The sequence below is a fragment of the Haemophilus sp. HN_Hi10 genome (genome assembly GCF_049821985.1).
GTDB classification, from domain to species: Bacteria; Pseudomonadota; Gammaproteobacteria; order Enterobacterales; family Pasteurellaceae; genus Haemophilus; species Haemophilus influenzae_D.
The window spans coordinates 836340-862408 of record NZ_CP187495.1 but is presented as its reverse complement, the minus strand read 5'-3'; the positions used below and the strand labels follow the sequence as shown (position 1 = coordinate 862408).

The following is a 26069-nucleotide window of genomic DNA, read 5'->3' as shown; positions in this document are numbered from 1 at the left end:
TTAAAGAATTCTTTCCTTGATTGCAAGCGCGATTACTGATTTTTAACCTTTCTCCACAAATCTTTACTGTAAATGACACCGACAGAATTTACTTGCGCGCCCATTATACTTGGTGCGAGATAAACTGGCGTACTATATTGAAAAATAGGTAACACTAAATGTTCTTGCTGAATCATCTCTTTCAATTTTACGTAATTTTCTAACCGCACTTTTTCTGATGTCGTCGTCATTGCATTTTCAAATAAACGATCAAATTCCGCATTTTTATAGCCATTTTTGTTATCTGGGCTTTTTGAATAGAATAAATTTAGAAAGGCTGCAGGATCATTAAAATCAGCACACCAGCCAGAACGAATTAATTGAAAATCGCCTTTTGTGCGAGCTGTTTGCAATTCTTGCCAGCTCGTCCCTTGATTTTCAACTCGTAATAAATCAGATTGTGATAATTGATGATTTAATCGCATTGCAATGGTTTGATTCAGAGATGAATCATCATAACGAATACGTAATTTCAATGGACGAGTTTCATTAATTTGATTTTGGGAAAGAAGCTGCTCTGCAACAACTGGCTCCCAAACAGATTCTTGCTCTCCGAGCATCGATTTTGGCAAAAAAGTATTGTTAGGATGAAGATGAGCAATATCTGCAACCAAATTCTTGGTAGAAATCATCGAAACAATGGCTTTTCTTACCGCACTTTTTTGTAACACAGGATCGGAAAGATTAAACTCATAGAAGTAAGTACAAAGTTGCGGATAATCTTGGATATTCTGATCGACTTTTTTCGGATTCATTACAACATCAAAATCAGACAAATCTGCATCTGCTATAATTTTTTGATACTTCACTTGTTGAAATATCACTTTTTCTTTTGCCCAGTAATAAGGATTGGTAGTTAAAATATGCTGATTTTCAGACTGACTTTGTAATTGATATGCACCATTGCTGATAAATGTTTCAGTCGATTTAGCATAGCGAGGCAAAAGGCTGACGTGTGCCAGCATAGAAGGCAAATATGGCGATGCTTTATCTAATTCAATGCGTAAAGTACGGTCATTTTCGGCAAACAATCCTAGGGATTCAACAGATAACGCTTTTTCCAATACTGCCTTCGCATTCTTCACATTCATAAAAGCCAAATAATTTTTAATTGGGCTTTCAGATTGAGAAAGTGTTTGCCAAGATTGTACAAAATCTGATGCAGTGATAGGCTCGCCATTTGACCATTTGGCATTTTCACGCAAAGTAAAGATCCAAGTTTTATTGTCTTCGGTTTGCCAATTTTCTGCTACAGCTGGAACAAGATTACCTTGCGCATCATAAGCTGTTAAGCCTTCAAAAAGATCCCGTAATAATTGAGTTTGTTCTTCGCTTTGTGCTTGCCAAGGTTGCAAAGTCAAATCGCCATAAACACCACGTTTTAATTCAACTCGGTTAGATTCTAATTGAGTATTTTTTGGTGTCTCAACTTGTGGCGAAATAGGCTTGGGACTATCCACTTTATCACAAGCCACCACCGTAAAAATAATAGAAAAAATAACCGCACTTCGCTGGCACAAAGCGAGAAAATTATTCATTTTCGGTTTTAATCCAAAATAAGAAGAACCAAAACTTAATACAAATCAACGCAACAATAACACTACGCCCTATTACACTTGGCGTAAAATAAAAACCAATTAGTAGCATTGTGGTAACAAAAGTCAAAATACAAATTTTGGTATTTTTCTTTAATGATCGATTTTCATGAAAGGACTTGAGATGTTTTTGATAAATACTTGTGCCTAAAAACCATTGTTCTAAGCGTTTTGAACCTTTTGTGAAGAAAAATAAAGTAAGTAATAAAAAAGGCGTGGTAGGCAAAAGAGGAAGAAAAATGCCAATGATGCCAAGTGCAAGAGAAAGAAAACCTAAAATAATGTAAATAATTTTCATAATGTTCCTAATAAAAAAGAAAATGCAAACTATTATTACTGATTTTTTAGATTTTTCAACCTTGATATTATAAAATTCGCCGCCACATAAAAAAGAACAGTTTTCAAAAAAGGAACATTTATGTCTATGTCAAATCCATTACTTAACATTCAAAGCTTACCGCCATTTTCACAAATCAAGCCAGAACACATTCAACCAGCTGTTGAAAAATTAATTCAAGATTGTCGCGATACGATAGAACAAGTATTAAAACAACCGCACTTTACTTGGGAAAATTTCATTTTGCCTTTAACGGAAACCAATGATCGCTTAAATCGTGCGTGGTCACCCGTTTCTCATCTCAATTCAGTAAAAAATAGTGCTGAATTACGTGAAGCCTATCAAGAGTGTTTACCTTTACTTTCTGAATACAGCACTTGGGTTGGCCAGCATAAAGGGCTCTATAATGCCTATTTGGCGTTAAAAAATAGTGCTGAATTTGCCGATTATTCTATTGCGCAAAAGAAAGCCATTGAAAATTCACTGCGTGATTTTGAACTTTCAGGCATTGGACTTTCCGAAGAGAAACAACAACGTTATGGCGAAATTGTAGCGCGCTTATCGGAATTAAATTCACAATTTAGCAATAACGTATTAGATGCCACAATGGGTTGGGAAAAACTCATTGAAAACGAAGCGGAACTTGCTGGCTTACCAGAATCTGCTCTGCAAGCAGCACAACAATCTGCCGAAAGTAAAGGATTGAAAGGTTATCGTTTTACGTTAGAAATCCCAAGTTATTTGCCAGTAATGACTTACTGTGAAAATCGTGCATTGCGTGAAGAAATGTACCGCGCTTATGCGACACGAGCCTCAGAACAAGGCCCTAACGCTGGCAAATGGGATAACAGTAAAGTTATGGAAGAAATTCTGACGTTACGCGTAGAACTGGCGAAATTACTTGGCTTTAATACTTACACAGAACTTTCACTTGCCACCAAAATGGCAGAAAACCCACAACAAGTGCTTGATTTCTTAGATCATCTTGCCGAACGAGCCAAACCACAAGGCGAAAAAGAACTGCAAGAATTGAAAGATTACTGCGAAAAAGAATTTGGTGTCACTGAACTTGCACCTTGGGATATTGGTTTTTACAGCGAAAAACAAAAACAACATTTGTACGCCATTAACGATGAAGAACTTCGCCCTTACTTTCCTGAAAATCGCGTGATTTCGGGATTGTTTGAATTAATTAAACGAATTTTTAATATTCGTGCAGTTGAACGTAAAGGCGTGGATACTTGGCATAAAGATGTGCGTTTCTTTGATTTAATCGATGAAAACGAGCAAGTCAGTGGTAGTTTCTATCTTGATTTATATGCGCGTGAACACAAACGTGGTGGTGCGTGGATGGATGACTATATCGGACGTAAGCGTAAACTGGATGGCAGCATTGAAACGCCTGTGGCTTATTTAACTTGCAACTTCAATGCACCGATAGGAAATAAGCCAGCGTTATTTACGCACAATGAAGTGACGACCCTATTCCACGAATTTGGTCACGGAATCCATCATATGCTCACGCAAATTGATGTATCCGATGTGGCGGGTATTAACGGTGTGCCTTGGGATGCAGTGGAATTACCAAGTCAATTTATGGAAAACTGGTGCTGGGAAGAAGAGGCTTTGGCGTTTATTTCAGGACATTACGAAACAGGCGAGCCATTGCCAAAAGAAAAACTTACGCAATTATTAAAAGCGAAAAATTTCCAAGCTGCGATGTTTATCTTACGTCAGCTTGAATTTGGTATTTTTGATTTCCGTTTACATCACACCTTTGATGCGGAAAAAACCAATCAAATTTTGGATACACTTAAATCAGTGAAATCACAAGTTGCCGTCATAAAAGGTGTAGATTGGGCAAGAGCGCCACACAGCTTCAGCCATATTTTTGCTGGAGGTTATGCCGCAGGTTATTACAGCTATTTATGGGCTGAAGTATTATCAGCGGACGCTTATTCACGCTTTGAAGAAGAAGGTATTTTCAACCCAATCACAGGCAAATCATTCTTAGATGAAATTCTCACGCGTGGTGGCTCAGAAGAACCAATGGAGCTATTCAAACGCTTCCGTGGTCGTGAACCACAATTAGATGCGTTGTTAAGACATAAAGGAATTATGAACTAATACGTCAAACTATAGGGCATGTACAACATGCCCTTTCTCAAATATTTTTCTCTACATAAAAACATAGTAAATTTTAACCGCACTTTATCTAGACAAAACCTGCAAACGAGACATTATTTTTACAAATATCCGCAAGACAAACTCATAGAAATTCACGCAGAATAGACTAATTTCCTGTATAATTTTTCACATATCAATCCAACTCATTACACAAAATATTCTGAGGATTTTATGGCAGCTGCAATTCAACAACGTGCCGAACTTCAACGCCGTATTTGGCAAATTGCTAATGATGTTCGAGGCTCGGTCGATGGCTGGGATTTCAAACAATATGTGCTTGGCACACTTTTCTATCGTTTTATTAGTGAAAACTTTACCAATTATATTGAAGCGGATGATGAAAGCGTGAATTACGCTAAATTGCCTGATGAAATCATTACACCAGACATTAAAACAGATGCCATTAAAACGAAAGGGTATTTTATTTATCCAAGTCAGCTATTCAAAAACGTAGTGGCGACTGCGAACACCAATCCAAACCTTAATACTGAACTTAAACAAATTTTTAGCGATATTGAAAACTCCGCTACTGGCTATCCTTCCGAACAGGACATCAAAGGCTTATTTGCTGATTTTGATACCACCAGCAACCGTCTGGGCAATACCGTTACCGATAAAAAACAGCCGTCTCGCTGCCGTATTAAAAGGCGTTGCCGAGTTAGATTTTGGTGACTTTGAAGATAATCATATTGATTTATTCGGTGATGCTTACGAGTTTTTAATTTCCAACTATGCTGCTAATGCTGGTAAATCAGGTGGCGAGTTCTTTACACCACAATGCGTTTCCAAGCTAATTGCTCGACTGGCTTTATATGGACAAGACAAGGTCAATAAAATTTACGATCCTGCTGCTGGTTCGGGTTCTTTATTGTTGCAAGCGAAAAAACAATTTGATGAACATATCATTGAAGAAGGATTCTTCGGGCAGGAAATTAATCACACCACTTATAACCTTGCCCGTATGAATATGTTTTTGCATAACATCAACTACGACAAGTTGGATATCGCCCTTGGCAACACCTTAATGAATCCGCAATTTGGCGATGATAAACCTTTCGATGCTATCGTTTCCAACCCACCTTACTCCGTGAAATGGATTGGCTCGGATGACCCAACACTGATTAACGATGAACGCTTCGCCCCTGCTGGCGTACTTGCACCAAAATCCAAAGCGGATTTTGCCTTTATTTTACACGCATTAAGCTATCTTTCAGGCAAAGGCAGGGCGGCGATTGTCTCCTTCCCTGGCATTTTTTATCGCGGCGGTGCGGAACAAAAAATTCGTCAATATTTGGTGGATAATAACTATGTGGAAACCGTGATTGCGCTTGCTCCAAATTTATTTTTTGGCACCAGTATCGCAGTGAATATTCTAGTGCTTTCCAAACATAAACCTAATACCCAAACCCAATTTATTGATGCCAGCGGTTTATTTAAATCTGCCACCAATAATAACCTTTTGGAAGAAGAACATATTGAGCAAATCCTAAAACTCTTTGCCGATAAAGAAGATGTACCGCATTTAGCAAAATTAGTTCCCATTGAAGAAATCGCCAAAAATGAATACAACCTTGCAGTGAGTTCGTATGTGGAACAAAAAGATACTCGTGAAGTGATCAATATTGATGAACTCAATGCTCAAATTCGTAAAACTGTTGCCAATATCGACCGCTTGCGTGCCGAGATTGACAAGATTGTGGCAGAGATTGAGGGGTAACAATGGAAATTGTGCTTTATACCACCAGTGAAGGTAATGCTCAGTTTAGATTACAGAAATTTGATGATCAGATTTGGCTATCTCAAATTGAAATGGCTGAGCTATATCAGACCACTAAACAAAATATCAGTAAACATATTAAAGCTATCTTTTCTGAAGGCGAACTTGATGAAAATTCAACCGTCAACTATAAGTTGACAGTTCAAACTGAAGGAAATCGAAACGTTTCTCGCCAATTAGCTTATTATTCGTTACCACTGATTATTGCTGTAGGATACCGAGTTCGATCATCTCGTGGCACACAATTCCGTCAATGGGCAACTGAGCGATTGCAAGAAAATATGGTAAAGGTGTGTTGCAAAGTGCTGGGAAAATCAGTCGGGAACAAGCTGAACAAAAAGCCATTTCAGAATATAGAGCTTATGAGCTAAAAACACTTTCCCCCATTGAACAGGAATATCTAGCTACATTAAAAGCATTAGAAAAAATAAGTCACAGTAGGGCGGATAGCAGTCCGCCGAAAGAATATCAATATTATAACAGCGGATGAAATCCGCCCTACGAGAAACACAATGAAAAATAACCGCACTTTTTTAGAAAAATTATTAGATGGGGCTGAAGTTGAGTGGAAAACACTCGACGAAATATCTTCTATTTATGGTGGGCTAACAGGAAAAAGCAAAGCTGACTTTGAAAATGGAAATGCCCTTTATGTACCTTACAAAAATATCTTCAATAACATTGAAGTTGATTTTAATAATCTTGACACCGTAAATGTGTCTGATGATGAAAAGCAATATACCATAAAATATGGAGATGTCTTATTTACTGGTTCTTCAGAAACTGCTGAAGAAGCGGGGATGTCTTCTGCTGTTACAACAAAAACAGAACAAAAAATCTATCTAAATAGTTTTTCGTTTGGATTAAGATTTAATGATGATATAGAGTTATTGCCTGAATTTTCTAAATTTCTATTTAGAACACTCTCTATTCGCAAAGAGATTGTGAAATCAGCTAGTGGAGTAACCAGATTCAATATTTCTAAAGCAAGATTTAAGAAAATCAAAATCCCCATTCCCCCACTCTCCGTCCAAATCGAAATCGTAAAAATTTTGGATGCATTGACAGCGCTTACCAGCGAGCTTACACTACGCCGGAAGCAGTATGAATACTATCGGGAAAAATTGTTAAGTGAAGAAGAGCTTGAAAAGGTTGGGTTTGAGTGGAAATGTTTAGGGGAAACTTGTAAAAAAGTATCATCTGGAGGGACGCCTTTATCTACGAAGGATGAATACTATAATGGAGACATTCCTTGGTTAAGGACTCAAGAAGTTCAATTTAATGAAATATGGGATACAGAGGTAGCAATAACTCAAGAAGGATTAGATAATTCATCAGCTAAATGGATTCCTGAAAATTGTGTAATAGTTGCTATCTCTGGAGCAACTGCAGGTCGCTCAGCGATTAACAAAATACCTTTAACAACTAATCAACACTGCTGTAATTTACAAATAGCTCCTGAATATGCAAATTATCGATACGTTTTTCATTGGGTCTGTAAAGAGTATGAAAAACTAAAATCCTTAGGACAAGGTGCCCGTGCTGATTTAAATTCAGGAATTATCAAAAACTATCCCATAGCACTACCTCCACTCAGAGAACAACAACGCATCGTTTCAATCCTAGATAAATTTGAAACCCTCACCAACTCCATCACCGAAGGCTTACCTTTAGCGATTGAACAAAGCCAAAAGCGGTATGAGTATTACAGAGAATTGTTATTGAATTTCTCGTAACCCGTAGGGTGGGCTTCAGCCCACCAATTAATCATAGCAAATGGTGGGCTAAAGCCCACCCTACAAATTTAAGAAAAAATAATGAACGACTTAATCATCTACAACACAGACGATGGTAAATCTCACGTTGCTTTATTAGTTGTTGAAAATGAGGCTTGGCTAACCCAAAATCAGCTTGCGGAACTTTTTGACACCTCTATACCAAATATAACCACTTATATAAAAAACATATTACAAAACAAATAGTTAGATTAGTTTTCAGTTATTAATGATTACTTAATAACTGCCCAAGATGGTAAGCAATATCAAGTAAAACATTAATAAAACGGTGGGATAAAGCCTACCCTACAAAAACTAAAAAAGTAAAAGAATTAAGGAACCCTTATGACCCAATACAAAACCATCGCTGAATCCAACCACTTTATCGTTTTAGATCAGTACAAAAAGTTTGTGGAAGAGCCTAATGCTGGTTACCAAACGGAAGGGATCCTTGAGCGTGAGTTTATTCGTGATTTACTGGCACAAGGATATGAGTATTTACAAGGGCTTAATAATCACGGGGAACTGATTAAAAATTTGCGTATTCAATTACAGCGATTAAATAATGTGGTTTTCTCTGATGCGGAATGGCATCGTTTTTTAGAGGAATATTTGGATAAACCCAGTGATAATCTGATCGAGAAAACCCGCAAAATTCACGATGATTATATTTATGATTTTGTGTTCGATAATGGACGCATTCAGAATATCTATTTGCTAGATAAGAAAAATCTTGCCAATAATTCTCTGCAAGTCATCAATCAATTTGAGCAAACTGGTAGCTATGACAATCGTTATGATGTGACAATTTTGGTTAATGGTTTACCCCTTGTGCATATTGAACTGAAAAAACGTGGTGTGGCAATTCGTGAAGCCTTTAATCAAATTCATCGCTACAGCAAAGAAAGTTTCAATAAAGAAAATTCTCTCTTTAAATATATTCAGATTTTTGTCATTTCTAATGGCACGGATACTCGCTATTTTGCCAACACGACCAAGCGCGATAAGAATAGCTATGACTTCACAATGAATTGGGCAACCGCAAAAAATACTCTGATTAAAGATTTAAAGGATTTTACCGCGACTTTCTTGCAAAAGAATACTTTGCTCAATGTGTTGGTAAATTACTGCGTATTTGATGTGAGTGATACGTTGTTAATTATGCGTCCGTATCAAATTGCCGCCACTGAGCGGATTTTATGGAAAATCAAAAGTTCATATCACGCCAAAAATTGGAGCAATAAAGAAAGTGGTGGCTATATTTGGCATACCACAGGTTCAGGTAAAACGCTTACCAGTTTTAAAGCCTCTCGCCTTGCGACTGAACTTGATTTTATTGATAAAGTCTTTTTTGTGGTCGATCGTAAAGATTTAGATTACCAAACGATGAAAGAATATCAGCGTTTTTCGCCTGATAGCGTGAATGGATCGGAAAGTACCGCAGGGCTTAAACGCAATATTGAAAAAGATGATAACAAAATTATCGTAACCACTATTCAGAAATTGAATAATTTAATAAAAAGTGAAGAAAACCTGTCTATTTATCAAAAACAGGTGGTCTTTATTTTCGATGAAGCACATCGCTCCCAATTTGGCGAAGCACAAAAAAATCTAAAACGTAAATTCAAAAAATTCTATCAATTTGGTTTTACAGGCACGCCAATTTTCCCTGAAAATGCCTTAGGTGCGGAAACGACAGCCAGTGTATTCGGTACGGAATTGCATTCTTATGTGATTACCGATGCTATTCGTGATGACAAAGTACTGAAATTCAAGGTCGATTACAACGATGTCCGCCCACAATTTAAAGCCTTAGAAACAGAAAAAGATCCTGAAAAATTGACCGCTACTTGAGCAGAAACAAGCCTTTTTACACCCTGAGCGTATTAAAGAAATCTCGCAATATTTGCTTAACAATTTTAAACAGAAAACCCACCGCTTGAACGCTACAGGTAAAGGCTTTAATGCAATGTTTGCGGTAAGCAGTGTGGAAGTGGCAAAACGTTATTACGAAACTTTACAAAATCTACAGACTGAACAAGAAAAACCGTTAAGAATTGCCACCATTTTCTCTTTTGCGGCAAATGAAGAACAAGATGCGATTGGCGATATTCCAGATGAGACCTTTGAACCCACTGCTCTAAACAGCACAGCAAAAGAATTTTTAACGAAAGCCATTGATGATTACAATCACTACTTTGGCACGAATTATGGCGTAGATAGTCAATCATTCCAAAATTACTATCGCGATCTTGCCAAACGTGTGAAAAATCAGGAAGTGGATTTACTGATTGTGGTCGGAATGTTCTTAACAGGCTTTGATGCCCCTACGTTGAATACGCTTTTCGTGGACAAAAACTTGCGTTATCACGGATTAATGCAGGCTTTTTCTCGCACCAACCGCATTTATGACACAACTAAAACCTTTGGGAATATCGTCACTTTCCGCAATTTGGAACAAAATACCATTGATGCAATCACACTATTTGGCGATAAAAACACGAAAAATGTCGTACTAGAGAAAAGCTATGACAGCTATTTTAACGGTGATGACAATCAACGTGGTTATTTGGAGGTTGTTCAAGAGCTGCAAAATCGCTTTCCTAATCCAACAGAAATCGAAACAGAGCAAGATAAAAAAGAGTTTGTAAAATTATTTGGCGAATATTTACGTATTGAAAATATTTTGCAAAATTACGATGAATTTGCAGCCTTACAAGCGGTCGATTTAAATGATCCGATTGCAATGGAAAAATTCAAGCAAGTACATTATGTGAATGATGAACAAATTGCAGAAATGCTTGAAGTACCCACTTTACCAGTAAGAACAGAGCAAGATTATCGTTCAACTTATAATGATATTCGCGATTGGTTACGCCAAAGAAAAGAGGGGAATGATAAGGATAATTCGCCGATAAATTGGGACGATGTCGTGTTTGAAGTGGATTTATTAAAATCTCAAGAAATCAATTTGGATTACATTCTTGCGTTAATTTTCGAACATCATAAGAAAAACCAAGACAAAGAGGTGTTAATTGATGAAATCCGCCGCACAGTTCGTTCAAGTTTGGGTAACCGTGCGAAAGAAAGCTTGATTGTCGATTTTATCAACCAAACAAATTTAGATGGTATTCCCGATAAAGCAAGCTTGATTGATGCCTTTTTCCTTTTTGCCCAGAACGAGCAACAAAAAGAAGCAGAAGCCCTAATTCAAGAAGAAAATTTGAATGTCGATGCAGCAAAACGCTATATCAGCACTTCATTAAAACGCGAATATGCCAGTGAAAACGGCACGGCACTTAATGAAGTATTACCAAAAATGAGTCCACTTAATCCACAATATCTCACCAAAAAGCAGACGATTTTCCAAAAAATTGCTGCATTTGTAGAGAAATTTAAAGGGGTTGGGGGAAAGATTTAAATTTAATATATCAACAATTAGACACCTTACTAAGGCATAAAGGCATTATAAATTATGAATTAATAATACAAAACATAATGATCAATATTTGACTAGTCGTGATAATAAAAACAGCTCCAATTTATATTTGGAGCTGTTTTTATATCGATAAACTTATTTTTTACGTGCTAAAATTCGATTTGCACACTCTGCAGCAGCTGTTAAGCCACCTGCCATCATAATAATATCTTTAATCACTAAACGACCAACTCCAGATAAATAAGGGAAACCATAGGCTGGCGTTGGTAAATCTCCACCTAGATTAGGCACCCAAGCCTCGGGCGTTGTGATTAAAAATGACAGTGTGACTATTGACATGCCAAATGTCAGTAGACCTCCTGCCAAACCTGCCGTTGCATTCCAAATACCAGCTAAAGTAAGAATACCAACAGTAACAATAATTGCTCCAATAATGTAAGAAGCCGTATAGGTGCCATTTTCTTTATGCCATTCGATGTTTTTTGCAACCATCTTTCCTTCAGGATTTTTGTGTAGTGTATATTCCATCACTAACTCCCCTTTATCATTCGGCACTAAATTTGGCCCCTTTTCATACATATAGCTAAAAAATGGGCTATTTGATACAAAGTGAGCAATTCCATCTGCTTCATATTGACAAACTTTCAAGCCACCGATCCATGCCATTACAATAAAAATAGCAATACGAATAAAATTAATAAATTGACGCTGCATTGGTGCAACAATTCTCGCGACAAATTCAACAAATGCATTAAATACTGGCATATAAATTTCCACATAAAAGTAAATAAAATTGAGAGCCTAATTCTACTCGCTTTAATATTAAAAAGCAAAATCAATTCCCTTTAATAAAAAGTAAATAACAGCGAAATTTGAGAAGTTTTACTAATTAAAATAAAAATTGATTTTTCCCATTTTAAGCCTCTTTATTATCTTTAAATCACATTTAAATAATCTTTATACAGCTACTTTATGATATTAACATTCACAAAATTTAAGCAAATCCTCCACATCTTCCAACCAAAGATTCCCAATTTCATCAATCAATTCAGCGCAATTAAAAATATCAGAATTTTTAGCCGCACTTTCTAAAGTATCCGCTAATTGACGTAAATGATTTAACCCCACCGATGCAGCAGCCCCCTTAATTTTATGGGCGGTATCTTCTGTTTCTTTCATATTATCTTTTGATAATTGAACAAGATAATTTGGCATCATTTGTTTGAATAAAGATAAATTTTCTAAAATTTGGGGTTTTCCAAGCGTTTCTATCAGCACTAAATCAAACTGTTCTGAAAGCTCATTATCATCATTTATTTCTATAATAGATTCACTTTCATCAGCAAAAAATTGCTGCAGACAATGGTATAAATCCTTAATTGAAATGGGTTTGCGTAATACGCCATCCATGCCCATTTCTAAATATTCTTGCTCACTTTGCATGACATTGGCGGTAAAAGCAATCATTGGCGGTAAAAAATCATAAATACCGTTTTCATAGTTCTCTCGCAAATATTGGGCGATTTCAAAACCACTCATATCTGGTAATTTAATATCTAGCAATAAAATGTCGTAAACATTTTTCTCAAATAAAGTGATCGCCTGCTTACCATTTGTCGCAACATCAACATGATGCCCAAGTTTTTCTAAAATAGTTTTCGCAACCATAATATTGAGATCAACATCTTCCACTAAAAGAATGTTCAAGGATGGAATATTTTTCTTAACAGATTCTTTTTCAGAAATTTCCTGAGCATGGAGAGTAAGATGGAAAGTAGCACCTTTTCCTCGCTCGCTTTCAACCGTTAAATCCCCTTCCATTAACTGAGCGAGATTTTTAGAAATAGCCAGCCCAATACCGCTACCCGCACTTTGCTGACGGCTTTCTTTCACTTGATAATACATTTCAAAAATATGTTTTTGTTCCTCAGGCGAAATTCCCATTCCTGTATCTTTCACAATAAAATGGTAACAATCCTGATTTCTCATGATTTTAAGAATAATATTTCCCTGATCCGTAAACTTCACCGCATTACTAATTAAGTTCCACAAAATTTGGCTCAAGCGAACACGATCAAGATTCAGCCAATTGGGTAGATTTTGTTCAAGCTCTAAAGAAAAAATAAGATTTTTTTGTTTAGCAAGGAAACTGGCGAAATTATAAATATCGTTTAATAAGGCTGGGAAATCTGTTGGCTGGCGATTTAATTCAATTCGGCTCGCATCGATTTTTTCCAAATCAATAATATCGCTAAAAATATAGCCTAAACTAACCGCACTTATGTTGATAGTTTTTAAATAATTACGCTGATGATCGTCTAATTCATCATCAAGTAAAATCTGGCTAAGCCCCACAATCCCATTCAATGGCGTGCGCAATTCATGGCTTATTGTGGCAAGTAAGGTACTTTTATCACGGCTATTTTTTTCTAACTTTTCCAATGCTTGAGATAATTTATTCTGAGCGGCAATCCGCTCGGCGACCTCATTTTCCAAACGATTAACCGAGCTAGAAAGATCAAGACGAGAATGTTCAAGCTTTTCGACCAATAAAGTGAAAAAATAAATAACAAAAGGCGCTGTGAGTAAGCCAAAAGTTACTGAACGAAAAATATCTACCCAAGAAATCTGATGAACAATAAATAGACTAAATAAAATCTGAGTACAAAGGGCTAAAACCGCAAGAATCATCACGCCTAAAAGAGAAAAACGAAGACGTCCAAGACGAATAACCCAATCCACATAACTCTGAGCAAAATATTTGAAATTTTTCATCAAATCTCCTAAAACATTATTATCGTTATAAAAAAAGCCTGTGTATATAGGCTTTATTATATCCATAAAGTAAAAGAGATTGTTATTACTATGTGTGCGTAAGAAATGAAAAACTTAGTCTTTATTAATTATCTGTTTGACTAAAATTTGTAATTCAGGAATAACTTGTTCCTCAAACCAAGGATTCTTTGTGATCCAAAGCTGATTGCGAGGGGAAGGATGCACAAGAGGCATAAAGTGCGGTAAGAATTGACGATAATTTTTCACTGTATCAGCTACGTTATCTTTGTTTTCAAGCAAATAATTCTTCTGAGCATATTGTCCGATAAGAAGAGTTAGCTGAATATTAGGTAGATGCTCTAAAATCATTGGATGCCATTTTTCTGCGAAACCTTGACGAGGTGGTAAGTCACCAGATTTTCCTTTTCCAGGATAATAGAAATCCATAGGAAGAACCGCAAACATCCCAGAATTATAAAAATAATCGTAATCCACACCTAGCCAATCACGTAGACGATCACCACTTTTATCATTCCAATACAAACGAGATTGCTCAGCTTTTAACCCCGGAGCTTGACCTACAATATTAATTCGAGCTGTTTTAGGCGCTGAAAATAAAGGGAAAATACCACGAGCTGTAAAATCCTTATTTTGAGGATCAGCGATAATACTTGAAGTTATTTTGTCTAAATTTTTAAGCATAATGAAGGAGATTAGAAATGAATATATAAAGTCTATTTAAAAAATATGAAAAATCAAAATAATAAATAGATACATTTATTAAAACTATATTGTGTGCAATACAGAAACTAAAAACTTAGTCTCTGAATAAAGATTATTATTTTTACTTTCCCCTTTATGAAGATGGATATACTAAATTAAAGAGGCAAAAACCCCAGCCTTTCGACCGGGGTTCTTCTTTTTTTATGTGATTTAGATTTGTATTTGATAACCCGGCGGTGCCCTACTCTCACATGGGGAAACCCCACACTACCATCGGCATTACAGCGTTTCACTTCTGAGTTCGGTATGGTCTCAGGTGGTTCCACCGCACTATCGCCGCCGGGATAATTCTTTGATAACTTCTCTCTTTGTTTCTTCTCTTTTACGACTTCACTTTTTTCGTCTCTCTTCTTATCGGCAACAAGCTGAATAGTTAGTTTAGTTTAGTTAATTTCTCTTCTCTTTCGCTCTTTTCCCAAAAACACTTGAGCGTTGTATAGTTAAGCCTCTCGGGCAATTAGTATCTGTTAGCTCAATGACTCACATCACTTACACACCAGACCTATCTACGTCTTCGTCTTAAACAACCCTTACTGTCTTAAAGACAGGGAGAACTCATCTCTTGGCAAGTTTCGTGCTTAGATGCTTTCAGCACTTATCTCTTCCGCACTTAGCTACCCGGCAATGCGTCTGGCGACACAACCGGAACACCAGTGGTGCGTCCACTCCGGTCCTCTCGTACTAGGAGCAGCCCCAACCAATTCTCCTACGCCCACGGCAGATAGGGACCGAACTGTCTCACGACGTTCTAAACCCAGCTCGCGTACCACTTTAAATGGCGAACAGCCATACCCTTGGGACCTACTTCAGCCCCAGGATGTGATGAGCCGACATCGAGGTGCCAAACACCGCCGTCGATATGAACTCTTGGGCGGTATCAGCCTGTTATCCCCGGAGTACCTTTTATCCGTTGAGCGATGGCCCTTCCATTCAGAACCACCGGATCACTATGACCTACTTTCGTACCTGCTCGACTTGTCTGTCTCGCAGTTAAGCTTGCTTATACCATTGCACTAACCTCACGATGTCCGACCGTGATTAGCAAACCTTCGTGCTCCTCCGTTACGCTTTGGGAGGAGACCGCCCCAGTCAAACTACCCACCAGACACTGTCCGAGACCACGTTCCGCAATCTTCGTTAGAACATCAAACGTTAAAGGGTGGTATTTCAAGGATGACTCCATAATCACTGGCGTGACTACTTCTAAGTCTCCCACCTATCCTACACATCAAAATTCAATGTTCAGTGTCAAGCTATAGTAAAGGTTCACGGGGTCTTTCCGTCTAGCCGCGGGTACACCGCATCTTCACGGCGATTTCAATTTCACTGAGTCTCGGGTGGAGACAGCCTGGCCATCATTATGCCATTCGTGCAGGTCGGAACTTACCCGACAAGGAATTTCGCTACCTTAGGACCGTTATAGTTACGGCCGCCGTTTACTGGGGCTTCGATCAGGTGCTTCTCTTTCGATTACACCATCAATTAACCTTCCAGCACCGGGCAGGCATCACACCCTATACCTCCACTTTCGTGTTTGCAGAGTGCTGTGTTTTTAATAAACAGTTGCAGCCAGCTGGTATCTTCGACCGGTTCAACCTTCGAGAGTAAATCTCTACAATCTACGCCGGCGCACCTTCTCCCGAAGTTACGGTGCTATTTTGCCTAGTTCCTTCACCCGAGTTCTCTCAAGCGCCTGAGTATTCTCTACCTGACCACCTGTGTCGGTTTTCAGTACGGTTTAGTAAAGCCTGTCGCTTAGTGGCTTTTCCTGGAAGTGTGGTATCAGTTACTTCAGCTCCTTAGAGCCTCGTCATCATCTCTCAGTGTTTAATAGAAGTCCGGATTTGCCTAAACTTCCCACCTACCAACTTAAACGCACATATCCAACAGTGCGATAACCTAACCTACTCCGTCCCCACATCGCAGCTTTACCAAGTACAGGAATATTAACCTGTTTCCCATCGACTACGCTTTTCAGCCTCGCCTTAGGGGCCGACTCACCCTGCCCCGATTAACGTTGGACAGGAACCCTTGGTCTTCCGGCGAACGGGTTTTTCACCCGTTTTATCGTTACTTATGTCAGCATTCGCACTTCTGATACGTCCAGCTAACCTCTCGATTAACCTTCATCCGCTTACAGAACGCTCCCCTACCCAACAGACTTTCGTCTGATGCCGCAGCTTCGGTGCTATATTTCAGCCCCGTTACATCTTCCGCGCAGGCCGACTCGACTAGTGAGCTATTACGCTTTCTTTAAATGATGGCTGCTTCTAAGCCAACATCCTAGCTGTCTAAGCCTTCCCACTTCGTTTCCCACTTAATATAGACTTGGGGACCTTAGCTGGCGGTCTGGGTTGTTTCCCTCTCCACGACGGACGTTAGCACCCGCCGTGTGTCTCCTGAGTATCACTCTTTGGTATTCGTAGTTTGCATCGGGTTGGTAATCCGGGATGGACCCCTAGCCGAAACAGTGCTCTACCCCCAAAGGTGTCACCTCAAGGCTCTACCTAAATAGATTTCGGGGAGAACCAGCTATCTCCCGGTTTGATTGGCCTTTCACCCCCAGCCACAAGTCATCCGCTAATTTTTCAACATTAGTCGGTTCGGTCCTCCAGTTAGTGTTACCCAACCTTCAACCTGCCCATGGCTAGATCACCGGGTTTCGGGTCTATACCTTGCAACTCTTCGCCCAGTTAAGACTCGGTTTCCCTTCGGCTCCCCTATTCGGTTAACCTCGCTACAAAATATAAGTCGCTGACCCATTATACAAAAGGTACGCAGTCACCCTTTCAGGCTCCCACTGCTTGTACGTACAAGGTTTCAGGTTCTATTTCACTCCCCTCACCGGGGTTCTTTTCGCCTTTCCTTCACAGTACTGGTTCACTATCGGTCAATCAGGAGTATTTAGCCTTGGAGGATGGTCCCCCTTCTTCAAACAGGATATCACGTGTCCCGCCCTACTTCTCGTTAGCTTAGTACCACAATATGGTTTTTAGATACGGGATTATCACCCTCTTTGATTGTGTTTCCCAACACATTCTCCTAACTATACTGCTATCACTTACTGGCTCTTTCGCTTTCGCTCGCCGCTACTGACGAAATCTCGGTTGATTTCTTTTCCTCGGGGTACTTAGATGTTTCAGTTCTCCCGGTTTGCCTCAACAAGCTATGAATTCACTTGTTAATAGTAGATTCTTCATCTACTGGGTTTCCCCATTCGGATATCTTGGATTAAACGCCTCTTATCGACTCATCCAAGCTTTTCGCAGATTAGCACGTCCTTCTTCGCCTCTGATTGCCAAGGCATCCACCTTGTACGCTTAGTCACTTAACTATACAACCTCAAATGTTTTCAATCACTTTAAGTTTTCACTTCAAAGTGCGGTCAATTTGATGCGTATCTTCATTCAACTAAACACTTGATTGCTTTTGTTCAATCAAGATTTTATGCAAAACAGGTTTTGTTTTTAGAGTTTCCTTTTCAGTTCTCTCTTTCACTTTCCTATCTTGCCCACTCAGACTTTCTCTCGAAAATCTCTTGTTTTCAGCTTGTTTCCAATTTTTTAAAGAACAACAAGATAATCTAACAAAGTTATCTTTAATTGGCGTCCCCACGGGGATTCTGAACCCCGGTTACCGCCGTGAAAGGGCGATGTCCTAGGCCTCTAGACGATGGGGACATCAATTAAAGATACTCTATCTTCTTTTTATCTTTTAACGTTTATTTTTCAACGTTGCTTTCGCTTCGTTTTTAATCTTGTCTACAACTATCAGCCAATCTGTGTGAGCACTCGCTGTCTCTCGTCTTTGGTAAGGAGGTGATCCAACCGCAGGTTCCCCTACGGTTACCTTGTTACGACTTCACCCCAGTCATGAATCATACCGTGGTAAACGCCCTCCTAAAGGTTAAGCTATCTACTTCTGGTACAACCCACTCCCATGGTGTGACGGGCGGTGTGTACAAGGCCCGGGAACGTATTCACCGCGACATTCTGATTCGCGATTACTAGCGATTCCGACTTCATGGAGTCGAGTTGCAGACTCCAATCCGGACTTAGACGTACTTTATGAGATTCGCTCCACCTCGCAGCTTCGCTTCCCTCTGTATACGCCATTGTAGCACGTGTGTAGCCCTACTCGTAAGGGCCATGATGACTTGACGTCATCCCCACCTTCCTCCAGTTTATCACTGGCAGTCTCCTTTGAGTTCCCGACCGTATCGCTGGCAACAAAGGATAAGGGTTGCGCTCGTTGCGGGACTTAACCCAACATTTCACAACACGAGCTGACGACAGCCATGCAGCACCTGTCTCAACGTTCCCGAAGGCACTCCAATATCTCTATCGGATTCGTTGGATGTCAAGAGTAGGTAAGGTTCTTCGCGTTGCATCGAATTAAACCACATGCTCCACCGCTTGTGCGGGCCCCCGTCAATTCATTTGAGTTTTAACCTTGCGGCCGTACTCCCCAGGCGGTCGATTTATCACGTTAGCTACGGGCGCCAGAGTTAAACCCCAACCCCCAAATCGACAGCGTTTACAGCGTGGACTACCAGGGTATCTAATCCTGTTTGCTCCCCACGCTTTCGCACATGAGCGTCAGTACATTCCCAAGGGGCTGCCTTCGCCTTCGGTATTCCTCCACATCTCTACGCATTTCACCGCTACACGTGGAATTCTACCCCTCCCTAAAGTACTCTAGTTACCCAGTCTGAAATGCTATTCCCAGGTTAAGCCCGGGGCTTTCACACCTCACTTAAATAACCGCCTGCGTGCCCTTTACGCCCAGTTATTCCGATTAACGCTCGCACCCTCCGTATTACCGCGGCTGCTGGCACGGAGTTAGCCGGTGCTTCTTCTGTATTTAACGTCAATTTGATGTACTATTAACACATCAACCTTCCTCAATACCGAAAGAACTTTACAACCCGAAGGCCTTCTTCATTCACGCGGCATGGCTGCGTCAGGGTTCCCCCATTGCGCAATATTCCCCACTGCTGCCTCCCGTAGGAGTCTGGACCGTGTCTCAGTTCCAGTGTGGCTGGTCATCCTCTCAGACCAGCTAGAGATCGCAGGCTTGGTAGGCCTTTACCCCACCAACTACCTAATCCCACTTGGGCTCATCCTATGGCATGCGGCCTTACAGTCCCGCACTTTCATCTTCCGATTCTACGCGGTATTAGCGACAGTTTCCCGTCGTTATCCCCCTCCATAAGCCAGATTCCCAAGCATTACTCACCCGTCCGCCACTCGTCAGCAAGAAAGCAAGCTTCCTCCTGCTACCGTTCGACTTGCATGTGTTAAGCCTGCCGCCAGCGTTCAATCTGAGCCATGATCAAACTCTTCAATTCAAGTTCAATCGCTCAATATACTGCTTAGCTATAAATAAACACTACTTAAAAAAGTAATTATGAATTTTCAGTTAAGCACCTATTAAGACTTCAAAATTAAAAAATATTTTTAAAACAAGTCAATCAACAAGTGCCCACACAGATTGTCTGATATATTGTTAAAGAGCAAAAAAGAACGACGCACTTGGAAACTTAAAAAACTTCACAACAGTGCGTCGTTGTGTGCGGTGCATTATAGGGATTTTCAAATCCCTTGCAAGTACTTTTTGTAAAAATATTTAAAAAAATGATCTTTTGATTAAAGTGCAAGCGATTAGAGCAAAATATAGATATTTTGAGCTATTTTTTTAAGCACTTTAAAATTCTAGGAAGATCTACGATAGAATCTAATACATAATCCGCTATTCTTTCACTTTCCCCCGTGACTGGTTTACCTGTACGAACTAATACGTTCATTTTCACTTTCGCGCCAATTCCCGCTTTTAAATCTTCAACTTTATCTCCAACCATAATAGATTGCGTAGGATCAATCTTTAATTCTTTGATCGCTTGCAATAGCATTCCCGATTTAGGCTTCCGACAATCACAATCTTCTTTATATTCGCCCTTTCCCTCAGGATGATGTGGACAATAGTAAATACCATCCAAATCCACATCTTGTTCAGCTAACGACCAATCCATCCATTCTGTCAGCTGTAAAAACTGATCTTCAGAAAAATAACCACGTGCAATGCCCGACTGGTTGGTCACTAATACCAACATATATCCCAGTTTCTTTAATTCTCGCAATGCATCAATCGCACCCTCAATAAATTTAAAGTTATCAATTTCGTGTACATAACTATAATCAATATTTAACGTGCCATCGCGATCTAAAAAAATAGCCTTATTCATTCTCTTACCTTTTATATATATTAAATTAAGGAAAATTATCTATTTAATCCAAAGGATTAGCAAATATAAGTCATAACTAATCTGTCTAAAAAAGATAATCTGACATATTGACATAGCAATCTAGACATCTAGAATACCAAAACAGATTTAAAAACAATAAATAAAAAGGGCTTATATGATTAAGCTAAATAATATTACGAAAATTTTTGAGCTACCGAACAAAAAATTGACTGCGCTTGATAATGTTTCGTTGAATATCGAAAAAGGTCAAATCTGTGGCGTAATTGGTGCATCTGGTGCAGGAAAAAGCACATTAATTCGCTGTGTGAATTTATTAGAAAAACCGACAAGCGGTTCCGTTATTGTTGATGGCGTAGAATTAACAGGACTTTCTGATCGAGAATTAGTACTTGCTCGTCGTCACATTGGAATGATTTTTCAGCATTTCAATTTACTAAACTCTCGCACTGTCTTTGAAAACGTGGCATTACCCTTAGAATTAGAAGGTAAGTCAAAAGCAAAAATCCAAGAAAAAATTACCGCACTTTTAGATCTTGTTGGTTTAAGTGAAAAACGTGATGCTTACCCAAGCAATCTTTCGGGTGGGCAAAAACAACGTGTAGCTATTGCTCGCGCCTTAGCCAGCGATCCTAAAGTCTTATTATGTGATGAAGCCACTAGCGCATTAGATCCTGCAACGACACAATCTATTCTTAAATTATTAAAAGAAATTAACCGCACTTTAGGTATTACGATTTTATTGATTACTCACGAAATGGAAGTTGTTAAACAGATTTGTGATCAAGTTGCTGTCATTGATCAAGGTCGCCTCGTTGAACAAGGTACTGTCGGTGAAATTTTTGCAAACCCTAAAACAGAATTAGCACAAGAGTTTATTCGCTCTACTTTCCATATCAGTCTACCTGATGAATATTTGGAAAATCTTACTGATACGCCGAAACATAGCAAAGCGTATCCAATTATCAAATTTGAGTTTACGGGTCGCTCAGTCGATGCGCCGTTACTTTCTCAGGCATCAAAAAAATTTGGCGTGGAGCTCAGTATTTTAACCTCGCAAATTGATTATGCTGGGGGCGTGAAATTTGGTTATACCATTGCTGAAGTAGCAGGCGATGAAGATGCTATTACACAAACCAAAGTTTATTTAATGGAAAACAACGTGCGCGTGGAGGTGCTTGGTTATGTTCAATGATTTCTTGGCAACATTCAGCCAGCAATTAACACCTCAAATGTGGGGTGTTGTCGCAACCGCAACTTATGAAACTATTTATATCAGCTTTGCATCAACCCTACTTGCCGTACTAGTTGGTGTGCCTGTGGGTGTATGGACTTTCTTAACTGGAAAAAATGAAATCTTACAAAATAACCGCACCCATTTTGTATTAAACACGATTATTAATATTGGGCGTTCCATACCATTTATTATTTTGCTCTTAATCTTATTACCTGTAACACGTTTCATCGTGGGAACCGTATTAGGTACAACAGCAGCAATTATTCCATTAAGTATTTGTGCAATGCCATTCGTGGCTCGCTTAACTGCTAATGCATTGATGGAAATTCCAAATGGTTTAACCGAAGCTGCTCAAGCAATGGGAGCAACTAAATGGCAAATTATACGTAAATTCTATTTGCCAGAAGCACTACCGACACTCATTAATGGTATCACGCTTACGCTAGTCACTTTAGTTGGTTACTCTGCAATGGCGGGAACGCAAGGCGGCGGTGGCTTAGGTAGCCTCGCTATCAACTACGGCGTATATCGCAATATGCCTTATGTCACTTGGGTGGCAACCATTATTATTGTGCTATTCGTTATGATTAGCCAAAAACTCGGCGATACACTGGCTAAAAAAGTGGATCATCGTTAATAAAATACAACCCTTAACTTAAACAGGAAGGAAATCCTATGAAATTAAAACAACTTTTTGCAATCACTGCAATCGCATCAGCTCTCGTTTTAACAGGCTGTAAAGAAGACAAAAAACCTGAAGCTGCAGCAGCACCGCTTAAAATCAAAGTAGGCGTGATGTCTGGCCCTGAGCACCAAGTTGCAGAAATTGCAGCAAAAGTCGCTAAAGAAAAATATGGTTTAGACGTTCAATTCGTTGAATTCAATGACTACGCATTACCAAATGAAGCTGTATCTAAAGGCGATTTAGATGCAAACGCAATGCAACATAAACCTTATTTAGATGAAGATGCAAAAGCGAAAAATTTAAATAACTTAGTCATCGTGGGTAATACTTTCGTTTATCCATTAGCGGGTTATTCTAAAAAAATCAAAAATGTGAATGAATTACAAGACGGTGCTAAAGTTGTTGTTCCTAACGATCCAACAAACCGTGGTCGTGCATTAATTCTTCTTGAAAAACAAGGTTTAATCAAATTAAAAGATGCAAATAACCTTCTTTCAACTGTACTAGATATTGTTGAAAATCCGAAAAAATTAAACATCACTGAAGTAGATACTTCTGTTGCGGCACGTGCATTAGACGATGTTGATTTAGCTGTAGTAAACAACACTTATGCGGGTCAAGTGGGCTTAAATGCACAAGATAACGGTGTATTTGTAGAAGATAAAGATTCTCCATATGTGAACATTATCGTTTCTCGTACCGATAACAAAGACAGCAAAGCTGTTCAAGATTTCGTAAAATCTTACCAAACAGAAGAAGTTTACCAAGAAGCTCAAAAACACTTTAAAGATGGTGTTGTAAAAGGTTGGTAATTTCTACCGCACTTTAATTCATTACTAAATCCCTTGCTCTGCAAGGGATTTTCTTATCTAAGCTCTGAATGTTTTAAAGAATATTGATAGCTAAAACTAATTAGATAATACAGAAATATGAAATTTCTTTAATTGATTAAAAAAAGCAAGATACTTTTACGCTTGGAAATGTTTAATTGTAGAAAAGACAATAATTCAGAGAGAGAATATTTAGATTACTTTTAGATAAATTTCAAGTAAATCAAAAATTAAGAGTAATAGCTTCTTTTATCGATAAATTAATAAGAAAATCAAAGATATTTTTACCGCACTTTACCATTACATAACACCAATTTTGTTTTCTGAGCTTTCAGATAATTAGCAATTCCTTCGGGAACATCATCCGTAAACAAATATTCCACATCACTTAATTCGCCCAATCGAACAATTGCTTGGCGCGTAAATTTAGAGCGATCGGTCACTAATAAGGTCTGACGTGAACTTTCAATAATCGCTCGCTTTACTTGTACTTCATGGTAATCATAATCCAATAATGAACCATCAGCATCGATCGCGCTAATCCCTAAAATCCCGAAATCTAGGCGAAATTGAGAAATAAAATTCACCGTAGCTTCTCCAATAATTCCACCATCCATTCGCAATGATCCACCCGCCATGACAATATCAAAACTTTCATTTTGGCGTAAAAGATGGGCGGCATTCAAATTGTTAGTCACAATTCTGAGTTTTTCGTGGCCAAGCAATGCATTGGCGACAGCCTCTGGCGTGGTACCAATATCAATAAACAACGATGCGCCGTTAGGAATCAACTTTGCGACTTCCTGCGCAATATTATTTTTTTGTAATGAAAAGAATTGTTTACGATCCACGTAATCAGAATTTTCTGCAGAAGATGGCGATGCCGCACCGCCGTGATGGCGACGAATTAAATCTAACTCCGCCAAAATATTCAAATCACGGCGAATCGTTTGAGGGCTAACATCTAAGGCAGTAACCAGTTCTTCTGTACTTAAATAGCCAGATTGCTCCACCAGTTTAATAATTTTTTGATGGCGTAACGATTGTTTCATAGCAAATCCTTTAATCCAAATAAAACAGACTTACTCTAGCGAATTTTTACGTAATTTGCTATCAATAAATCCCCAAATCAAGCCGATAATCAAGCCTGAAATATGCGCTGCATTTCCCATTTCAACACCAAATAAGGGGCTAATAAAACCTAATACGATCCCCACCAATAACATTGTGAAAAAACCTTCTGGCAGATCAAATAAATGATGATTCAATTTATCGCATATAAATACATAACCCAACACAGCATATACAACACCAGAAAGCCCAAAGAAAGCGGGACCAGACACATAATTTTGCACATATCCTGTTATGACAGATGCTACAACATACAACATCAATAATTTGACTGAACCAAAAGTGCGCTCAATCATTCCACCAAAAATAAAAAACCAAGACAGATTAAACAAAATATGCAAATTAGATAAATGTACCAATGTATGTGAAATATAACGCCACGCTTCGCTATCTTGCTCTTCGTAAGCGGGGTAATGCATCAAATACATAATATCGTCTTCAAAACCCAGCTGTTGAGCAATATAAATAAGCGCACAAAGTGCGGTGAGAATTAGCGTGATTTTTCCTTGTTGAGCTAAAAAGTTTTTCATTCGTGATCTCGTGTTTCTACGGAAATTTAAAAATCTGACTTCGCATTAAAAGTCATTGTTTCCCCTGTAATGGGGTGGGTAATCGTCAATTCTTCTGCGTGCAAGCATAATCTTGGCGACATAGCTTTAGCCTGAGGATGTGAATAAAATTTATCGCCTAAAATTGGATGCCCTAAAGCCAACATATGTAATCGTAATTGATGAGATCTGCCTGTCACGGGCGTCAGTTTCACGCGAGTACTGTTATTGGGCAAACGTGCTAAAACTTCGAATTTTGTGACCGCTCTTTTCCCTAAAACGAAATCCAAACGTTGGCGAGGACGATTTTCCCAATCACAAATCATTGGCAAATTTACCTCGCCATAATCTTTCTCCAAATGCCCCCAAACAATCGCTTGATAATGTTTTTTCGGTTCACGTTCGCGAAATTGACGCTTTAATTCACGATCAGCAGCCTTACTTAAAGCAAACACAATAATACCGCTCGTTGCCATATCCAAACGATGAGCTGGCTCGCAAAAGCCGAATTTTTCTTTCACTCGGCTCATTGCACTATCGTAATATTGTGGTTGATTGCCCGGCACAGAAAGCAAACCGCTAGGTTTGTTCACCACGCACAAATGATTATCTTGATAAATAATATCTAAATAAGGTTCAAGGGGCGGATTGTATTCAATCAATGCCATT

General features: G+C 38.9%; 15 protein-coding genes, 1 tRNA gene, 3 rRNA genes and 3 pseudogenes. 9 read left to right on the top strand and 13 right to left on the bottom strand.

Translation table 11 applies throughout. The features are described from left to right. Positions 1-32 precede the first annotated feature (32 nt). Both ACPT8Q_RS04310 and ACPT8Q_RS04305 read right to left on the bottom strand, forming a co-directional pair. Positions 33-1577, bottom strand: coding sequence for a peptide ABC transporter substrate-binding protein (locus tag ACPT8Q_RS04310; protein WP_050949290.1), 1545 nt, complete (start codon positions 1575-1577; stop codon positions 33-35). Further along, positions 1570-1932 (bottom strand): YbaN family protein, encoded by a 363-nt coding sequence (locus ACPT8Q_RS04305; RefSeq protein WP_050949289.1) that lies wholly within the window; start codon positions 1930-1932, stop codon positions 1570-1572. The genes ACPT8Q_RS04310 and ACPT8Q_RS04305 overlap by 8 nt, the downstream gene beginning before the upstream one ends. Positions 1933-2058: 126 nt before the next feature. On the opposite strand from ACPT8Q_RS04305, the gene prlC reads away from it, so the two are divergent. The 6 genes and pseudogenes from prlC to ACPT8Q_RS04275 all read left to right on the top strand — a co-directional run bounded on the left by prlC (position 2059) and on the right by ACPT8Q_RS04275 (position 11131). Then, positions 2059-4098 carry an oligopeptidase A gene (prlC, locus tag ACPT8Q_RS04300; protein WP_061671347.1) on the top strand — a complete coding sequence of 680 codons (2040 nt, stop codon included), beginning with the start codon at positions 2059-2061 and terminating at the stop codon, positions 4096-4098. 231 nt (positions 4099-4329) lie between these two features. Continuing rightward, positions 4330-5875, top strand: a pseudogene (locus ACPT8Q_RS04295) (type I restriction-modification system subunit M). Positions 5876-5877: 2 nt separating this feature from the next. Beyond that, a complete protein-coding gene (locus ACPT8Q_RS04290) occupies positions 5878-6306 on the top strand; it encodes a virulence RhuM family protein (RefSeq protein ID WP_050949288.1) in 429 nt (142 codons plus the stop codon). 141 nt (positions 6307-6447) lie between these two features. Continuing rightward, positions 6448-7671 carry a restriction endonuclease subunit S gene (locus ACPT8Q_RS04285; RefSeq protein ID WP_050949287.1) on the top strand — a complete coding sequence of 408 codons (1224 nt, stop codon included), beginning with the start codon at positions 6448-6450 and terminating at the stop codon, positions 7669-7671. Positions 7672-7752: 81 nt separating this feature from the next. Beyond that, a pseudogene (locus ACPT8Q_RS04280) lies at positions 7753-7989 on the top strand (hydroxyacid dehydrogenase); the annotation flags it as partial. Between the two features lie 66 nt (positions 7990-8055). After that, a pseudogene (locus tag ACPT8Q_RS04275) lies at positions 8056-11131 on the top strand (type I restriction endonuclease subunit R). Positions 11132-11284: 153 nt separating this feature from the next. Here the strand turns inward: ACPT8Q_RS04275 and ACPT8Q_RS04270 are convergent. The 8 genes from ACPT8Q_RS04270 to gmhB all read right to left on the bottom strand — a co-directional run bounded on the left by ACPT8Q_RS04270 (position 11285) and on the right by gmhB (position 20951). Then, positions 11285-11914, bottom strand: a complete 630-nt coding sequence (locus ACPT8Q_RS04270; protein WP_005688110.1) for a YkgB family protein — start codon at positions 11912-11914, stop codon at positions 11285-11287. Positions 11915-12127: 213 nt separating this feature from the next. Continuing rightward, on the bottom strand, positions 12128-13924 hold the full coding sequence (locus ACPT8Q_RS04265; protein WP_050949285.1) for an ATP-binding protein: 1797 nt from the start codon (positions 13922-13924) through the stop codon (positions 12128-12130). A 114-nt stretch (positions 13925-14038) separates the two neighbouring features. Further along, entirely contained in the window at positions 14039-14626 is a 588-nt protein-coding gene (locus ACPT8Q_RS04260) for a uracil-DNA glycosylase family protein (RefSeq protein WP_050949284.1), read from the bottom strand. A gap of 249 nt (positions 14627-14875) precedes the next feature. After that, positions 14876-14991 (bottom strand): 5S ribosomal RNA (rrf, locus tag ACPT8Q_RS04255). 152 nt (positions 14992-15143) lie between these two features. Beyond that, positions 15144-18041 (bottom strand): 23S ribosomal RNA (locus ACPT8Q_RS04250). A gap of 269 nt (positions 18042-18310) precedes the next feature. Beyond that, a tRNA-Glu gene (locus tag ACPT8Q_RS04245) sits at positions 18311-18387 on the bottom strand. A gap of 131 nt (positions 18388-18518) precedes the next feature. After that, positions 18519-20057 (bottom strand): 16S ribosomal RNA (locus ACPT8Q_RS04240). Together the 16S, 23S and 5S rRNA genes with 1 tRNA gene alongside form the textbook arrangement of a ribosomal RNA operon. A 339-nt stretch (positions 20058-20396) precedes the next feature. Then, the gene (gene gmhB / locus ACPT8Q_RS04235; RefSeq protein WP_050949047.1) at positions 20397-20951 is read right to left on the bottom strand and encodes a D-glycero-beta-D-manno-heptose 1,7-bisphosphate 7-phosphatase; all 555 of its coding nucleotides are present in this window, start codon (positions 20949-20951) and stop codon (positions 20397-20399) included. A 175-nt stretch (positions 20952-21126) separates the two neighbouring features. Between gmhB and metN the strand changes: the two genes are divergently transcribed. From metN to ACPT8Q_RS04220, 3 genes are read left to right on the top strand one after another with little or no spacing between them, the layout of a single operon-like run. Then, positions 21127-22164, top strand: coding sequence for a methionine ABC transporter ATP-binding protein MetN (gene metN / locus ACPT8Q_RS04230; protein ID WP_050949046.1), 1038 nt, complete (start codon positions 21127-21129; stop codon positions 22162-22164). Next, the gene (locus ACPT8Q_RS04225) at positions 22154-22843 is read left to right on the top strand and encodes a methionine ABC transporter permease (RefSeq protein ID WP_042611409.1); all 690 of its coding nucleotides are present in this window, start codon (positions 22154-22156) and stop codon (positions 22841-22843) included. The genes metN and ACPT8Q_RS04225 overlap by 11 nt, the downstream gene beginning before the upstream one ends. 38 nt (positions 22844-22881) lie before the next feature. After that, positions 22882-23703: a MetQ/NlpA family lipoprotein gene (locus ACPT8Q_RS04220; RefSeq protein ID WP_015701771.1), complete on the top strand. Its 822-nt coding sequence runs from the start codon at positions 22882-22884 to the stop codon at positions 23701-23703. Positions 23704-24005: 302 nt separating this feature from the next. Here ACPT8Q_RS04220 and ACPT8Q_RS04215 read toward each other — a convergent pair whose 3' ends face one another. Genes ACPT8Q_RS04215 through rluA form a run of 3 tightly spaced genes read right to left on the bottom strand, consistent with a single transcriptional unit; the run spans position 24006 to position 26068 of the window. Next, a complete protein-coding gene (locus ACPT8Q_RS04215; RefSeq protein ID WP_050823036.1) occupies positions 24006-24773 on the bottom strand; it encodes a DeoR/GlpR family transcriptional regulator in 768 nt (255 codons plus the stop codon). Positions 24774-24803: 30 nt separating this feature from the next. Beyond that, a complete protein-coding gene (locus ACPT8Q_RS04210; RefSeq protein WP_061671442.1) occupies positions 24804-25382 on the bottom strand; it encodes a rhomboid family intramembrane serine protease in 579 nt (192 codons plus the stop codon). A 26-nt stretch (positions 25383-25408) separates the two neighbouring features. Continuing rightward, a complete protein-coding gene (rluA, locus tag ACPT8Q_RS04205) occupies positions 25409-26068 on the bottom strand; it encodes a bifunctional tRNA pseudouridine(32) synthase/23S rRNA pseudouridine(746) synthase RluA (RefSeq protein WP_011272195.1) in 660 nt (219 codons plus the stop codon). Position 26069: the final 1 nt, after the last annotated feature.

Excerpts from the sequence above, each read along its gene's own strand:
- metN (WP_050949046.1), top strand. The coding sequence starts at position 21,127 with ATGATTAAGCTAAATAATATTACGAAAATTTTTGAGCTACCGAACAAA.
- prlC (WP_061671347.1), top strand. The coding sequence starts at position 2,059 with ATGTCAAATCCATTACTTAACATTCAAAGCTTACCGCCATTTTCACAA.
- ACPT8Q_RS04225 (WP_042611409.1), top strand. The coding sequence starts at position 22,154 with ATGTTCAATGATTTCTTGGCAACATTCAGCCAGCAATTAACACCTCAA.
- ACPT8Q_RS04215 (WP_050823036.1), bottom strand. The coding sequence starts at position 24,773 with ATGAAACAATCGTTACGCCATCAAAAAATTATTAAACTGGTGGAGCAA.
- ACPT8Q_RS04220 (WP_015701771.1), top strand. The coding sequence starts at position 22,882 with ATGAAATTAAAACAACTTTTTGCAATCACTGCAATCGCATCAGCTCTC.
- ACPT8Q_RS04290 (WP_050949288.1), top strand. The coding sequence starts at position 5,878 with ATGGAAATTGTGCTTTATACCACCAGTGAAGGTAATGCTCAGTTTAGA.
- ACPT8Q_RS04305 (WP_050949289.1), bottom strand. The coding sequence starts at position 1,932 with ATGAAAATTATTTACATTATTTTAGGTTTTCTTTCTCTTGCACTTGGC.
- ACPT8Q_RS04210 (WP_061671442.1), bottom strand. The coding sequence starts at position 25,382 with ATGAAAAACTTTTTAGCTCAACAAGGAAAAATCACGCTAATTCTCACC.
- gmhB (WP_050949047.1), bottom strand. The coding sequence starts at position 20,951 with ATGAATAAGGCTATTTTTTTAGATCGCGATGGCACGTTAAATATTGAT.
- rluA (WP_011272195.1), bottom strand. The coding sequence starts at position 26,068 with ATGGCATTGATTGAATACAATCCGCCCCTTGAACCTTATTTAGATATT.
- ACPT8Q_RS04260 (WP_050949284.1), bottom strand. The coding sequence starts at position 14,626 with ATGCTTAAAAATTTAGACAAAATAACTTCAAGTATTATCGCTGATCCT.
- ACPT8Q_RS04265 (WP_050949285.1), bottom strand. The coding sequence starts at position 13,924 with ATGAAAAATTTCAAATATTTTGCTCAGAGTTATGTGGATTGGGTTATT.
- ACPT8Q_RS04285 (WP_050949287.1), top strand. The coding sequence starts at position 6,448 with ATGAAAAATAACCGCACTTTTTTAGAAAAATTATTAGATGGGGCTGAA.
- ACPT8Q_RS04270 (WP_005688110.1), bottom strand. The coding sequence starts at position 11,914 with ATGCCAGTATTTAATGCATTTGTTGAATTTGTCGCGAGAATTGTTGCA.
- ACPT8Q_RS04310 (WP_050949290.1), bottom strand. The coding sequence starts at position 1,577 with ATGAATAATTTTCTCGCTTTGTGCCAGCGAAGTGCGGTTATTTTTTCT.